13 protein-coding genes are annotated in these 14,359 nt (G+C 66.2%); 6 read left to right on the forward strand and 7 right to left on the reverse strand.

What is annotated here, in order from left to right:
• Positions 1-131 precede the first annotated feature (131 nt).
• Positions 132-854 carry a Crp/Fnr family transcriptional regulator gene (locus tag AC0YKC_RS15130; protein WP_434723976.1) on the forward strand — a complete coding sequence of 241 codons (723 nt, stop codon included), beginning with the start codon at positions 132-134 and terminating at the stop codon, positions 852-854.
• A gap of 14 nt (positions 855-868) precedes the next feature.
• Here the strand turns inward: AC0YKC_RS15130 and AC0YKC_RS15135 are convergent, their stop codons facing one another.
• From AC0YKC_RS15135 to AC0YKC_RS15150, 4 genes are read right to left on the reverse strand one after another with little or no spacing between them, the layout of a single operon-like run.
• Entirely contained in the window at positions 869-1,312 is a 444-nt protein-coding gene (locus AC0YKC_RS15135; protein ID WP_434723977.1) for a hemerythrin domain-containing protein, read from the reverse strand.
• A 23-nt stretch (positions 1,313-1,335) separates the two neighbouring features.
• Positions 1,336-1,467: a cytochrome bd-I oxidase subunit CydX gene (cydX, locus tag AC0YKC_RS15140; protein ID WP_488511611.1), complete on the reverse strand. Its 132-nt coding sequence runs from the start codon at positions 1,465-1,467 to the stop codon at positions 1,336-1,338.
• Between the two features lie 20 nt (positions 1,468-1,487).
• Positions 1,488-2,642, reverse strand: coding sequence for a cytochrome d ubiquinol oxidase subunit II (gene cydB / locus AC0YKC_RS15145; protein WP_488511613.1), 1,155 nt, complete (start codon positions 2,640-2,642; stop codon positions 1,488-1,490).
• A 13-nt stretch (positions 2,643-2,655) separates the two neighbouring features.
• Positions 2,656-4,227 (reverse strand): cytochrome ubiquinol oxidase subunit I, encoded by a 1,572-nt coding sequence (locus tag AC0YKC_RS15150; protein ID WP_488511614.1) that lies wholly within the window; start codon positions 4,225-4,227, stop codon positions 2,656-2,658.
• Positions 4,228-4,328: 101 nt separating this feature from the next.
• Here AC0YKC_RS15150 and AC0YKC_RS15155 point away from each other — a divergent pair, with 101 nt between their 5' ends.
• Both AC0YKC_RS15155 and AC0YKC_RS15160 read left to right on the forward strand, forming a co-directional pair.
• Positions 4,329-5,945: an ATP-binding cassette domain-containing protein gene (locus tag AC0YKC_RS15155; protein ID WP_488511615.1), complete on the forward strand. Its 1,617-nt coding sequence runs from the start codon at positions 4,329-4,331 to the stop codon at positions 5,943-5,945.
• On the forward strand, positions 5,942-7,540 hold the full coding sequence (locus AC0YKC_RS15160; protein ID WP_488511617.1) for an ATP-binding cassette domain-containing protein: 1,599 nt from the start codon (positions 5,942-5,944) through the stop codon (positions 7,538-7,540). The genes AC0YKC_RS15155 and AC0YKC_RS15160 overlap by 4 nt, the downstream gene beginning before the upstream one ends.
• An 80-nt stretch (positions 7,541-7,620) precedes the next feature.
• Here the strand turns inward: AC0YKC_RS15160 and AC0YKC_RS15165 are convergent, their stop codons facing one another.
• On the reverse strand, positions 7,621-9,120 hold the full coding sequence (locus AC0YKC_RS15165; protein ID WP_488511618.1) for a helicase HerA domain-containing protein: 1,500 nt from the start codon (positions 9,118-9,120) through the stop codon (positions 7,621-7,623).
• A 263-nt stretch (positions 9,121-9,383) separates the two neighbouring features.
• Between AC0YKC_RS15165 and AC0YKC_RS15170 the strand changes: the two genes are divergently transcribed.
• On the forward strand, positions 9,384-9,656 hold the full coding sequence (locus AC0YKC_RS15170; protein WP_488511619.1) for a hypothetical protein: 273 nt from the start codon (positions 9,384-9,386) through the stop codon (positions 9,654-9,656).
• 51 nt (positions 9,657-9,707) lie between these two features.
• On the opposite strand, the gene AC0YKC_RS15175 is transcribed toward AC0YKC_RS15170, so the two are convergent.
• Positions 9,708-10,193, reverse strand: coding sequence for a hypothetical protein (locus AC0YKC_RS15175; protein WP_488511620.1), 486 nt, complete (start codon positions 10,191-10,193; stop codon positions 9,708-9,710).
• Positions 10,194-10,381: 188 nt separating this feature from the next.
• Here AC0YKC_RS15175 and AC0YKC_RS15180 point away from each other — a divergent pair, with 188 nt between their 5' ends.
• Both AC0YKC_RS15180 and AC0YKC_RS15185 read left to right on the forward strand, forming a co-directional pair.
• On the forward strand, positions 10,382-10,747 hold the full coding sequence (locus AC0YKC_RS15180) for a RidA family protein (RefSeq protein ID WP_320296845.1): 366 nt from the start codon (positions 10,382-10,384) through the stop codon (positions 10,745-10,747).
• A 116-nt stretch (positions 10,748-10,863) separates the two neighbouring features.
• On the forward strand, positions 10,864-12,087 hold the full coding sequence (locus AC0YKC_RS15185) for an amidohydrolase/deacetylase family metallohydrolase (protein ID WP_488511621.1): 1,224 nt from the start codon (positions 10,864-10,866) through the stop codon (positions 12,085-12,087).
• A gap of 287 nt (positions 12,088-12,374) precedes the next feature.
• On the opposite strand, the gene AC0YKC_RS15190 is transcribed toward AC0YKC_RS15185, so the two are convergent.
• The gene (locus AC0YKC_RS15190; RefSeq protein WP_488511622.1) at positions 12,375-14,165 is read right to left on the reverse strand and encodes an NAD(P)-binding domain-containing protein; all 1,791 of its coding nucleotides are present in this window, start codon (positions 14,163-14,165) and stop codon (positions 12,375-12,377) included.
• Between the last annotated feature and the right edge of the window lie 194 nt (positions 14,166-14,359).

The raw sequence follows: 14,359 nt of genomic DNA on the forward strand, positions 1-14,359 counted from the left end.
TGGGCCGGATTTGTGCAATGCGGTAGTCGACTGGAGGGGGATTCCAGCCGCCCTCAGGGTGTGAACTGCGACGCTATCGCGCCCAACCCTGCGTTGCCGCTGCCGGCCGGGAATATTATAGGTGTTCCATCGTGCGCGAGGATATTCACACGACGGGCGTCCCAGTGCTCTGCGCTTCATGCGAGGCGCGGCACCGCGGCATATGCGGAGCGCTCAATTCCGAGCAGCTCGCTGCGCTCGCCAAATCGACGAAGCGGCACAAGGCCGAGGCCGGCAAGGAACTGGTGGGCGATTCCAGGAGCGTCGAGCGTTTCTCGAACGTGCTTTCAGGTGTCGTGAAGCTGACCAAGACGCTTTCCGACGGCCGCCAGCAGATCGTCGGCCTGCAATTTGCTCCCGATTTCCTCGGCAGGCCCTTCCAGAGCGAAAGCACGCTCACCGCCGAGGCCGCGACCGATGTCGAACTGTGCTCCTTCCCGCGCCAGACGCTGGAGCGCATGATGAAGGAACAGCCTAACCTCGAGCATCGCCTGCTCGAGCAGAAATTGCGCGAGCTCGATCAGGCGCGCGACTGGATGGTGGCGCTCGGCCGCAAGACGGCCGCCGAGAAGATCGCGAGCTTTCTCTTGATGATCGCGCGCAACATCGATCCTGCGGTCAGCCCGGAAGGCCGTGGTGCGGCTTTCGACCTGCCGCTGTCGCGGGCGGAGATCGCGGATTTCCTCGGGCTCACCGTCGAGACGGTGAGCCGGCAGATCACCCGGCTGCGCGGCGAGAAGATTATCCGCGTCGAGAACAACCGCCACGTCATCATCGACGACATGTCACGCTTGGCCGCGCGGGCCGGAGACTGACCCAGAGCATCCCTTTACGGATCGCCGAGCACCTCGGGCAGCACATGGTCGCGTTCGAAGGCGATATGGCGGCGCATCGATTCGAAAAAGGCGCGCAACATATAGCCGAACGCCTCGGGATTCTCGATCGGCCGCCCGTGGCCGTGGACCAGCAGTGCCTCGCTGAGATCGGCCGCGGCGCTTTCGTCTTCGAGATGCTCGAGCTTCAGCCGCTCGACGGTATCTTCCTCGCCGGTTCGCCGCGCAAAGACCGGGAAGACGACCTCTTCCTCAAAGCGGTGGCATTCACGCAATAGCGGCAAGAGGTCGGCCGCCACGGCGAGACACTGGAGCCGGTCGACGCGCGACGGCAAATCGTCAGCGATGCCTTCGAGTATGTGGCAGAGCGCAAGTTTCTGCACATGCGCCCGCCTCATATCCGCCGGGCTGCGCAGCGGTTCCGACCTTTCGCCCGTCATGATCGCTCCTCCGCTACGCTCGCTCAGGGTGTGGGCAAGGCGAGGGTGTCCTTGACGGGTTCTTCACGGACGGTGCGCAGCTCGTACCAGAGCGCGTTGAGGATGCCGACGGATGCGGCCAGTCCGAGGCCGAGGATCCAGGAAAAATACCACATGGTCAGAAACTCCTTTTGGATCAGTAGGCCGACGAGCCCGCTTTTTCGATGCTCTTCTCGCCGACCTTGCCCCACAGCACGCTGTAGACCCAGGCCGTATAGGCAAGGATCAGCGGCATGAAGATCGCCGTGGCGATCAGCATGTTGCGCAGCGTGGCGCGGCTCGACGAGGCGTCGAAGACCGCGAGCGAATGGCCGGGATTGCTGCTCGACGGCAAAAGGATCGGGAACATTGCCAGGCCTACCGTGGCGATGATCATCGCCACGCCGAGCTTCGAGGCGATAAAGGTCCACCCTTCGAGCCGCGCCTGGAAACCGGCGGCGGCAAGCAACGGCGCGACGACGCCGAGCCCGGGCACGATCCAGAGCAGCGGGTGGGCATGAAAGTTCGCCAGCCAGGCGCCGCCGTCAACCACCACCGTTTTCAGGAGCGGATTGGACGGCCCATCCCAGACGATCGGCGACGTCACGCGGTAGCCGCCGAGCAGGCCGAGCGAGACCAGCCCGCCGCCGCCGGCAAAGAGCGCCGCCGTGACGATTGCCGAGCGTGCGCCGATGGCGCGGGCGCGGTCGGCGACGCTGCCTTCCGCCTTGAAGGTCAGCCAGGCCGCGCCATGCGTCACCAGCATGGCGAGCGAGACCAGGCCGCAATAGAGCGCCAGCGGATTGAGCAGCCCGAAAAGGCTGCCTTCATAGATCGGGCGCAGGTCCGGCGTGAAGTGGAACGGGACACCCTGCAACGTGTTGCCGATGGCGACGCCGAAGATCAGCGCCGGCACGGCGCCGCCCACGAACAACGCCCAGTCCCAGCGCGTGCGCCAGGCGGGGTCTGGTCGCTTCGAGCGGTATTTGAAGGCCACCGGGCGCATGATCAGCGCCAAAAGCACCAGGAACATGGCGAGATAGAAGCCAGAGAAGCTGATCGCGTAGAGCGCCGGCCATGCGGCGAAGATGGCGCCGCCGCCGAGGATGAACCACACCTGGTTGCCTTCCCAGACCGGGCCGATGGTGTTGATCGCCACGCGCCGCTCGGCGTCCGTCTTGGCGACGAAAGGCAGCAGCGCGCCGACGCCCATGTCGAACCCGTCGGTCGCGGCGAAGCCGATCAGAAGCACGCCGAGCAATATCCACCAGATCACGCGCAGCGTTTCATAGTCGAAGAGAAATTCGATCATGCTCGTGATCCTTTCACTCTGCCGGTTGCATTGCAGGGTCGGCGCTCGGGCGCAGGTCATCGATGACCTTCGCGACCTCCGGCCCCTTGCGGATGGCGGCCAGCATCAGCCTGACCTCAATGACGGCGAGCACGCCGTAGACGAGCGTGAAGCCGGCGATGGTGAGCAGGAGGTCGCTCACGCCGAGCTCCGACGTGGCCAGGAAGGTCGGCAGCACACCGTCGATGATCCATGGCTGGCGGCCGAACTCGGCCACGAACCAGCCGACCTCGATGGCGATCCATGGCAGCGGCATGGCGATGAGCGCGGCGCGGAACAGCCAGCGCGGCGCTTCGGTTTCCCGCGTCGTGTGCCACAGCGACACCGCGAACAGCGCCAGCAGCGCGAAGCCGCAGGCCACCATCAGGCGGAAGCCGAAGAAGAGCAGCGGCACATAAGGCACCATCGACCAGGCCGCGTCCTTGATCTGCTGTTCGGTCGCCTGCCGCGGATCGGGCAGGTAGCGCTTGAGCAGCAGCGCGTAGCCGAGATCCTTGGAGCTGGCGTCGAAGGCGGCGCGGGCGGCGGTATCGTTGCGGTCCGCCTTGACCTTCTCCAGCGCGTCATAAGCGACCATGCCGTTTCGGATGCGGACTTCCGCGTGGGCGACGAGCTCGTCGATGCCGGCGATCTGCTTGTCGAACGAGCGCGTGCCGATAACGCCCATCACCCATGGGATGTGGATGGCGAAATGCGTTTGGCGATCGCTCTGGCTCGGGATGCCGAACGCCGTGAACGACGCCGGCGCCGGCTCGGTCTCCCACATGGCCTCGATGGCCGCGAGCTTCATTTTCTGGTTGTCGGTCAGCGCATAGCCGCTCTCGTCGCCGAGCACGATCACCGACAGCGCCGATGCCACGCCGAAAGCCGATGCGATCGCGAAGGAGCGCTTGGCGAGCTGGACGTGGCGTCCCCTCAGCAGGTACCAGGCCGATACGCCGAGCACGAAAGTGGCGGCGCAGACATAGCCGGCGGAGACGGTGTGGACGAACTTCGCCTGCGCCACCGGATTGAAGATCACCGCCACGAAGTCGGTGACTTCCATGCGCATCGTGTCCGGATTGAAGGCCGAGCCGACCGGGTTCTGCATCCAGCCATTGGCGATCAGGATCCACAGCGCGGAGAAGTTGGTGCCGAGCGCCATCAGCCAGGTGACGATCATATGCGCGCGCGGCGAAAGCCGGTCCCAGCCGAAGAAGAACAGCCCGACGAAAGTGGCCTCGAGGAAGAAGGCCATCAGCCCCTCGATGGCCAGGGGCGCCCCGAACACGTCGCCGACATAGTGCGAGTAATACGCCCAGTTCATGCCGAACTGGAATTCCATGGTGATGCCGGTGGCAACGCCGAGGGCGAAGTTGATGCCGAACAGCACGCCCCAAAACTTCGTCATGTCGCGCCAGATGGTTCGACGGGTCATCACATAGACGGTCTCCATCATGGCGATCAGGATGGAGAGGCCGAGTGTCAAAGGCACAAACAGGAAATGGTAGAGGGCCGTCAGCGCGAACTGCAGCCGCGACAGGTCGACGAGAAGAAAGTCGGACATGGGAGCATCCCTTCTGGATATCGCCTCATAGCGCCGATCGAAGATCGGTGACTTGATCTGGATCAATTCCTTTCCTCCCCGCATGTGCGAAAAACCCGGCCATGAGACCGCCCGCCGTTTCCGTGTCAGCCCGTGATCCTGCCGCCTCGACAGTGGGGCGTTTCCACGCGCTCGCCGCGGCCCGACAACTGGCAAAGCCAGGTTTGCGCCGGCTGCTCGCCCTCCAGATCGCCCGCACCGCGCTACGACTTGGCTTCGCCGCCATGGCGGCCATGGCGGTGGGCCGGCTCGTCATGGGGCAGCCCGTTGCCTCCTGGCTGGTCCCGGTCACGATTGCCCTTCTCGTGGCGGCCTGCCTCGCCGGGTTTGTCGCCGACCGGGCGCAGGCCTCTGGGGAGACTGCCGTGTCGATCGGCCTGCGCGAGCTGGCGGGCAAGCGGCTGGACGAGATGCCGGCGCGTCAGCTGCAGTCGCTTTCGGTCGGCGGCGTCATCATGTCGATGCAGCGCCACCCCGAAGCCATCGCCGCCCTTGTCGTCGGCCACCGCGCGGCAAGCGCAATGATGGCGGCCGGGCCGCTGCTTGCGGTGGCAACACTTTTCCTCGTCTCATGGCAGGCGGCCCTGCTGGTCGTCTGCCTGACGCCGGTGATGATCGTGTTCTTCGCGCTGATAGGCGACGCCATCCGCCGGCGCGCCAACGCCCAGGAACGCGCCTTCGGCCAGCTGGCCGGCCAGTTCGCCGACCGTATCCGCACCTTGCCCACGATCCTTGCCAATCATGCGATGGCCAGCGAGGAGGCAAAGCTCGCCCAACGCCTCGAAGCCTATGCGGGCAACACGATAGGCGTACTGCGCATCGCTTTCGCCAATGCCGGCATCATCGATTTCTTCGCCTCGCTCTCGATCGCGATCCTGGCCGTCTTTCTCGGTCTCGGGCACCTGAAGCTCGCGACGATCCCCGGCTTCTCCAATCTCGAACTCTGGCAGAGCCTGTTCATCCTGATGATCGCGCCGGAATATTTCGCGCCATTCCGGCGCTTCTCCGAGCAGTACCATGCCAAGGCCGAAGGACTGGCGGCGGCCGCGGCATTGGACCGGCTGCTCGACGCCGAGCCGGTCGCAGCGAAGTCCTTGCCGGTGCTCGACCAGTTGCGCCTGACGCTGCCGGCGCACGGCCTCGTCGCCGTCGTCGGTCCCAGTGGGTCAGGGAAATCGACCTTGCTGCGCCGCCTCGCCGGCCTCGAACGGGACGGCAAGCCGATACCGGGAACCCACCCGTTTGCAGCCAGGGAAATCGCCTGGGTTTCGACGGACGCCTATGTGCCTGAAGGAACGCTGGCCGGGGCCATTTCGTGGAACGCCGGCGCGCCGGACCGGACCCGGCTGGAAGATGCCGCCCGCGCGATCGGGCTGCTCGACGACGCGCTGCTTCCCGGTGGCCTCGATGCCAGGCTGGACAGAGGCGGCGCCAATCTTTCGGGCGGCCAGCGGCTGCGCATCGCAGTCGCCCGCGCGCAGCTTTGTGGACGAACCGTGCTGGCCGACGAGCCGACGGCCAAGCTCGACCGCGAGACGGCCGAGGCGGTGCGGCACATGCTGCTTGAGATTTCAGGTGCGCGACTGGTCGTTGTGGCGACGCATGACCGGGACCTTGCCGCGGCGGCGGACATCATGGTCGATCTCACCCGCGACGATACCGTCGAGGTGGCGGCATGAGCGCTGCATATCAGTCATCGAGTCGGACGTCATGGCGGCTGGCGACGGGCTTTGCCTTCGCCGCCCTGGCCTGCGCGATATTGCTCGGCGGGGTTTCGGCCTGGCTGCTCGGATCGGTGGCGATCGCCGGCCTGTCCGCCGCCGCCTTCACCTTCAACTTCCACATCCCTGCGGCTTTGATCAGGATGTTCGCGGTCGGCCGTACCGCGGCGCGCTATGGCGAGCGGCTGACCGGTCATAAGGCGGCGCTCGCCGATCAGGTGGCGCGGCGCGTCGAGCTCTTCGCCGCCATGGCGGCGGCGCCGGCCGTGCGCCGGGCCGGATGGCAGCTCGGCGACGATGCGCGCCTCGCCGACTATCTCGACGACGTCGAGGACCTCGACTACGCCAGGCTGCGCGCCGGGTTGCCGGCGCTGACGCTTGGCTGCGGCCTTACCGTCCTGATCGCGGGCTCGGCGGTGCTGGCGCCTTTGTCCCTGCTGCCGATCACCCTTTTGCTGCTTGCCGTCCTGTTCGCTGGGAACCGGGTGGCCAAGGCTGGCGCCATGGCATGGGAGCAGACCAGGTCGCGGCGTCGCGGAGGCGCAGGCAGGCTTGGCGCGGCCATGGCGTCAGCCATCCCGCTGAAGGCGGAAGGCGCTTGGAGCAGCGAATGCACTGAGGCCCTTGCCGCGCTCTCCCGCGCCGATGGTGCGCTGCTTGCGCTTCGCCGGTTGCAGGCCCTGCTCGACATGATAGCGGCGGCCTTCGGTCCGGTTGCCGGCATCAGCGTGATGGCGGCCGCATGGCATGTCGGCAGGCAGGGCAGCGAGCTTCTTCTGCCCATGCTGCTCGCCTTCTCCTGGCTGGCGCTGGGCGAAGCCATGAATGGCGCGTCGCGCATGCTGGTTGCCGTGCTTCGCCGCAACGCCGCCGGCGCCGAGATCGGCCAATGGACGCGCGGCGCCACGGCCGACAGACGCGAATTCGCGCCGGATGACATCAGGCCCGGCCTGCTTCGGCACGGCGCGATGCAGCGCCGAGCACCTGACGGCCGGGCGATCGGGGCGCCCATCTCCCTGCTTTTCGGAACGGGTCAGCCAACGATGCTGGTCGGGGCGAGCGGCTCGGGCAAGACCAGCCTGCTCAAGCAGATCGCCGGCTGGATCGGCGACGATGCCCTTGCCGCCGGCGACTGCATCCTGTCGGCGAGCGAGCGTCGGGCGCAAGCAGCGCTCGTCCTGCACGACGCGGTCATCCTCGAAGACACCGTCCGCGCCAATCTCTTCGCCGGCGACGTCCCGGACGCGGCACTCTGGCAGGCGCTGGAAGCCGTCGAGATGGACGGTCGTATCCGCGAGGCCGGCGGGCTGGACGCCTGGATCAGGCAGGACCGGTTCTCGCTCGGCGAGGTGCAGCGCATCAATCTCGCCCGCGCCTGGCTGTCGACCAAGCCGCTCATGCTGCTCGACGAGCCGACCGAGCACCTCGACGATACGCAGGGAGCGCGCATCCTCGAGCGGCTGCTCGCCCGCTCCGGCGATCGGATCGTCGTCGTCTCAACCCATCGGGCACCGCCGCTTCGCGGAGCCCGCACAATCGCATTGCGGCCGTGAATGCGATCCCCAGCAATCGATCGACAGAACGTGCTTGAAGCGCCTGATCCTCAGCCGCGCAGTTACCCTGCCGCCAGCTGTCAGGCCGCCGAGCTGCCCTGCTCCGCGTCCACGGCGTTCGGGTCGCCGGGCGCCGTCGCCCAGGCGAGCTCGACCAGCGTCACGGTGCGCCGTCCGGTGCCGTCGACCTGGCAGACGATCAGACCCTGTTCCTCGATATAGTCGAGCAGCCGCCGCGCGCGGCGCAGCGAATGCGAACCGTAGGCGCGCGCGATCGCCGCATCGCTCGGGCATGGCCAGCCTTCCTTGGCGGCGCGGGCGATCATCATGAACACGCCCTGCATGTCTTCGGGCAGCAGTGAAGCGCGCACGGACACGTCGCGCCAGGCGTCGTCCTCGGCCATGTCGGAGCCGACGCCGGCACGCGCCCGCGTCAGCATGCGGCGGAATTCCGAAAGATCGGGCACCACCGAGGCCAGCCCTTCGATGCGGCAGCGGACCACGAATTCCTGGTAGAGCACGCCGATGACGCGGAACCCGGCATCCGGCTCGGCCAGGATGGCGCGCAGGATGCGGTCCATCCGCTCGCGCCGCTCGGCGAGGTCCTCGGCGCTGGGCTGCGGCTCCGCCGGCTCGGGGCGGATGTCGAGAGGCGCGGCCTTGGCCGCCATCAGTTGGTCGAGCAGGTCGGGCGAAGGCCGCCGCTGCGGCCTGACCGTCTCCGGCGGCGGTGCCGCGAGGATGATCGAGCGCGCATCCTCCAGCATCGCTTCCGGCAGCGGCATCAGCCGCGGCGTGCCGTTGCGCGGGCTGGTTTCGGTCTGGCCGATGCGCACGCTGAGCGGACGGCGCGACAAGGCGGGCCCAAGCGCCATGAAGTGCCCGCGCTCCAGGTCGCGGAAAGCTTCGGCCTGGCGCCGCTCCATGCCGAGCAGGTCGGCCGCGCGCGCCATGTCGATGTCGAGGAAGGTGCGGCCCATCAGGAAGTTGGAAGCTTCCGCCGCGACGTTCTTGGCGAGCTTCGCCAGCCGCTGCGTGGCGATGATGCCGGCAAGCCCGCGCTTGCGGCCGCGGCACATCAGATTGGTCATGGCGCCGAGCGAGAGCTTGCGCGCTTCGTCTGAAACCTCGCCGGCGGCGGCGGGGGCGAAGAGCTGCGCCTCGTCGACCACCACCAGCATCGGATACCAGTGGTCGCGCGCGACCTCGAACAGCCCGCCAAGGAAGGCCGCGGCGCGCCGCATCTGGTTCTCGGCGTCGAGCCCTTCGAGGTTGAGCACCGTCGAGACGCGGTGGATGCGCGCCCGCTCGCCCGCCGCCTGCAGGCCGCGCTCGGTATGCTCCTCCGCATCGATCACCAGATGCCCATAGCGCTCACCCAGAGATACGAAGTCTCCTTCGGGGTCGATGATGGTCTGCTGCACCCATGGCGCGCTCTGTTCGAGCAGCCGGCGCAGCAGATGCGACTTGCCGGAGCCCGAATTGCCCTGCACCAGCAGGCGGGTCGCCAGCAGTTCCTCAAGGTCGAGGCCCGCCGGCGCGCCTGCGCTCGTCTGCCCCATCTCGATTGCAACCGTCATATTTCGACTCAGAACGCCTCCATGCGCGCAAGGGGCTTATCAACCGAAGTCCGGCGCGTCGAGGATGGCCGCGCATGGCTGGGGCGGTGTTCCACACCTATGGGCGGGTCAGGTCGTCCCACGGGCGGGCGTCAGTCCCTCCTTATGTGGCGAATGGCGGCAGGCTGTCGGCAATCACTCTGGTCGGACCACCATTTCTGTGGCGCCGGTCAGCCATTGGGGTATCATCTTGCCGGGACAGGGTTCATGGCAGGAGGAGGCCGATGGACGTTGCTGCCGAAATGCCCGTTGCTGCGTCGACGGTGCAAGACCTTGTAACGTTTGCCCTTTCGAAATTCCGCGCCGGCGACACCGTCTCGACGCGCGCCATGCTCGATGCCATCCGTCGTTCCGATCCGGCCTGCGACGAGAGCGACGATCACCTCGTCGAGCTAATCGTTATGGCGGCAATTGGTAAGACCATGGGCGTCGTCTTCGACCACCGCTCGCCGGACGAGCGGCTGCCGCTTTCTGAAGGTATTTCCCTGCGGGCCTAGGTGGTGGTGAGCGCTAGATCTGTTAAGATTCAGGTCTGAATCTCAACAGATTTAGCTGCCCAATGGATGCGGCATATAACCGACGAAACCGGCGATCTTCCAGCGTCCGCCGACCTTGCGGCAGAAATAGAGCGTCTGCCATTTGAGCCGGTCGACGCCGCCATCGGCCTTGGCGACCGAACCGTCGAACTTCTTGTGCAGCACCGCGCGGTCGCCGTCGACATCGATGTCGCGCATGTTGGTGGCACGGAAAAGCGCCTCGCGCAGCGGTTCGGCGAATTTGGTCGCCGCAGTTTCCTTGGCCTGCCGCAGCCATTCGTCGCGATAGACCTCCAGCCTCGGGAACTGCAGCCGCCAGGCGTCGGCATTGGCGAGGAAATGCGCATGCATGCCGAAGAAGCTCTCGGCGATGAAATCGTCCTCGACCATCGGCCAGTCCTGACCGAGGAAGGCATCGATGTCGCGCCGCACCAGCATCTCCCAAAGCGCATGGCGGTCGGCGTCGCCTTCCGGGAACGGATTCTTGTCGAAGGTCATGCTGAATCTCCCCTCACATGTGCACCGAACGGAAGCGGCGTCGAGCGCAGGATGCTCAGGCTTCTGTAATAAAGCAACATGGATTTCGAAAAAATGTTGCTTTCCGACATTGCCTCTATGAGGATCATGCCGACAAGCGTAGACGGCTATATCAACGGTCCCGCTCGATCGCCAAGAGGAGGCTCACTTTGCCCAAGCAATGTTTCGGAAAATCGCATGTTCCGCTCTCGCCCGCCGTGCGCGCCGGCGATTTCGTCTATATCTCCGGCCAGGTGCCGGTGGGCAGCGACGGGCTCGTGGTGAAGGGCGGCATCGCCGAGCAGACCGAACAGGTGCTGCAGAACGTCACGGCGGCGCTGGCGCTCGCCGGCTGCACCATGGACGATGTGGTGAAGACCACCGTCTGGCTGGAGGACGCGCGCGATTTCGGAACCTTCAACACCGTCTACGCAAAGCATTTCCCCAAGGATCCGCCGGCGCGCACCACGGTCGAGTCGCGCCTGATGATCGACATCAAGATCGAGGTCGAGGCCGTCGCCTATCGGCCGGTCTGATCGCCGGTCGGATCGCTTGGAGCAATTCCAGGAAAAGTGCTTAGCGGTTAGGTTCGGCGGCTTCGCCGTAGCCTTCCGTCCGCAATTGCGTGAAACAAACAGCAGGGAGAGCACCGATGCAGTTCGATCTCCTGATCAAGGGCGGGCGCGTCATCGATCCCGCATCGAACCTCGACGCGCAGCGCGATGTCGCCATCGCGGATGGCCGCGTCGCCGCAATCGACGCCGCCATCGATGCCGAGTCGGCTGGTGAAGTCGTCGATGCCAGGGACTGCATCGTCACGCCCGGCCTCGTCGACCTGCACAGCCATGTCTACTGGGGCGGAACCTCGCTCGGCGTCGATGCCGACCGGCTCGCCGCCAAGGGCGGCACCACCACCTTCATCGATGCAGGCAGCGCCGGCGCCGGCAATTTCCTGGGCTTTCGCCGCCACGTCATCGAACGCTCGAAGGTCCGCATCCTCGCCTACGTCAACATCTCCTTCGCCGGCATATTTGGCTTCGCCAAGACCGTGTCCGTCGGCGAATGCAGCGACCTCAGGCTTTGCGAGCCGCGCGAGACGGTTGCCGCGGTGCGCGAACACGCCGATGTCGTCGTCGGCGTCAAGGTGCGCTCCGGCAAGCATGCCGGCGGCTTGAGCGGCATCGCGCCGGTCGACCTCGCGCTCGAAGCCGCCGACAAGGTCGGCCTGCCGCTGATGGCGCATATCGATGAGCCGCCGCCCGGCCGCTCGGAAGTGCTGCCCAGGCTGCGGCGCGGCGACATCCTAACCCACTGCTTCCGGCCGTTCCCCAACGCGCCGGTCTTCGCCTCCGGCGCGGTGCGGCCGGACATGCGGCTGGCGCGCCAGCGCGGCGTCATCTTCGACATCGGCCACGGCATGGGTTCGTTCGATTTCGAGGTGGCGAAGGCGATGCTCGCTGAGGGTCTGGCGCCCGACGTCATCTCGAGCGACGTGCATCTCTACTGCGTCGACGGCCCGGCCTTCGACATCCTGGTCTGCATGTCGAAGCTGATGGCGCTCGGCATGCCGCTGGTCGAGGTGCTGCGCACGGCGACCGTGAACCCCGCGCAGGCGATTGCCCGGCCCGAGCTCGGTACGCTGAAGGTCGGCGGCATAGGTGACGTCGCGGTGCTGAAGTTGCAGCCCGGCCGCTTCACCTTCGTCGATGCTGTTGGAGCGTCATTGGTCGCGGATCAGCGCCTGGTCTCCAACGGCATCGTCATCGGCGGCAAATGGTGGACGAACGACGCGCCCGACCACAATGAGACCGAGCGCTTCGAGGCGCATGCGCATCACACCCATGTGGATGTGGCCGCGAGGCATTTTGGGCGGTGATTGGCCAATCTCCCCCCTCGTGGGGGAGATGGCCGGTAGGGCAGAGGGGGGCGCGAAGGATCGCGGCGGCCCAGGATCAAGGTTCCTCGCCCCACGAAGTGGGGAGAGGTGGCTCGGCAAAGCCGAGACGGAGAGGGGAGCGCCCTACGAAGGCTCCCTCTCCGTCCGCTTCGCGGACACCTCTCCCCCGCCCTTGGCGGGGGCGAGGAACCTCAGTTTTGAAACGCTGGCGGACAGCGCCCCCTCTGGCCTGCCGGCCATCTCCCTCACAAAGAGGATTACCCACGTCACCGCCTTGCATTACTCGGCTCCCCATAGACAGGCGTCGCAATCCCTTCCATCCGCGCCTTGAGCTGCAGCGCCACATATTTCGAGTAGAACCTCGACAGCGCCAGATTGCCGCCGTGGAACCACAGCGCTTCCTGCGCCGTCGGCTTCCACATGTTACGCAACTCGCCCTGCCACGGCCCCGGGTCGCCCTTCACGCCGGAGCCGAGGCCCCAGCACGGGCCGACCTTGTCGGCGACCTCGCGCGAGACAATCGCAGCCACCGTCTCGTTCATCGACTGGTAACCGGTGCAGCAGACGATCGCATCGACTTCCAGTTCGCTGCCGTCCTCGAACAGGATGCCGCTCGGCGTTAGCGATTTGATGCCGATGCCGCCCTTCACCTTGATCTCGCCGTTCAGGATCAGCTCGCAGGCGCCGACATCGATGTAGTAGCCTGAGCCGGTGCGGTAGGCCTTCATCAACAGCCCGGTCTCGTCCTCGCCGAAGTCGATGGCGAAGCCGCTGTCGCTGAGGCGCTGGTAGAAATCCGCGTCGCGCGCGCGGATGACGTCGTAGAGCGCGCGCTGGCCCTTCGGCACCAGCGCGAAGGGCGTGGAGGCGACGATCATGTCGGCCTTGTCGGTGGTGATGCCGCGCGCCAGCGCCTTTTCCGAGAAGATCTCGAAGCCGACATCCATCAGCGTGTCGGATTTCACCACGGTCGTCGGCGAACGCTGGACCATGGTGACCTTGGCGCCCGCTTCCCACAGATCGACGCTGACATCGTGCCCCGAGCTTGCAGCACCGATCACCGCGACGCGCTTGCCGCGGAACTTCTCGCCGGTGGAATACTGGCTGGAATGCAGAAGCTCGCCCTTGAAGCTTTCCGCTCCCGGCAATTCGATCTGCCGCGGCGGACCATAGGCGCCGGTGGCGAAGACGATGTGCTTCGGCTTCAGCGTGATGCGCTGGCCGACCCGGTCGACCACGACGGTCCAGATCTTCTCGGCCTCGTCATAGGCGGCGCTGATGCATTTGGTGGCCACCCAATAGTTCAGCTCCATGACGCGGGTATACATTTCCAGCCAGTCGCCCATCTTGTCCTTGGGCGTGAACACCGGCCAGTTTTCCGGAAACGGAACATAGGGCAGATGGTCGTACCAGACCGGGTCATGCAGCACGAGCGAGCGATAGCGGTTGCGCCAGGAATCGCCGGCGCGCGCATTCTTCTCGATGACCAGCGTGGGCACGCCGAGCTGCCGTAACCGGGCACCCAGCATGATGCCGCCCTGCCCGCCGCCGATCACCAGGCAGTAGGGCTGCTCATGCACGCCGAGATCGCGCGCCTCGCGCGCTCGTGCTTCCGCCCAGGTCTCGCGCTTGGGGTCGGCCTTGTGGCGGATGCCGAGCGGCCGCGCAGGTCCCTTCTGCTCTTCGAAACCCTTGAGCTCGCTCATCGCCGTGAACAGCGTGCGGCAGCGGCCATCCTTGAGCCGCAGGATGCCCTCGCCCCGCGCCACGGTCGTCTCGAACGTGAACCAGGCTTCGACGGTGCCGTCGTCAACGCCTGGGTCTCCAGACAGATGCCAGTGCGACGGCCGCGCTAGGTGGAGCGTGGCCTTCAGCATCTCGCGTATCGCCGCCTGCCCCTCCATGGTCTTGATGTTCCAGGTGAAGGTCAAAAGATCGCGCCAGTAGCAATCCTCCGCGAACAGGCCGGTCGCCGCTTCGATATCGCCGGCCTCGAGCGCCCGGCCGAATGCGCCGAGCCAGGTTGCCGCCTGTTGCGATGGTGCGATGTCGAGCATTTTTTTCCTCTCTGTTCGAATTTTTATCGAAGCCGGTGGCCGGTCCTCCCCTTCTCCCCTTGTGGGAGAAGGTGGATCGGCGCGTCAGCGCCGAGACGGATGAGGGGTGCTCCAGCGGAGTGAGACGCCGGCTTTCCCTGGAACACCCCTCATCCGACCTCGCTTCGCGAGGCCACCTTCTCCCGCAAGGGGAG

The organism is Mesorhizobium sp. CNPSo 4661 (assembly GCF_057784215.1).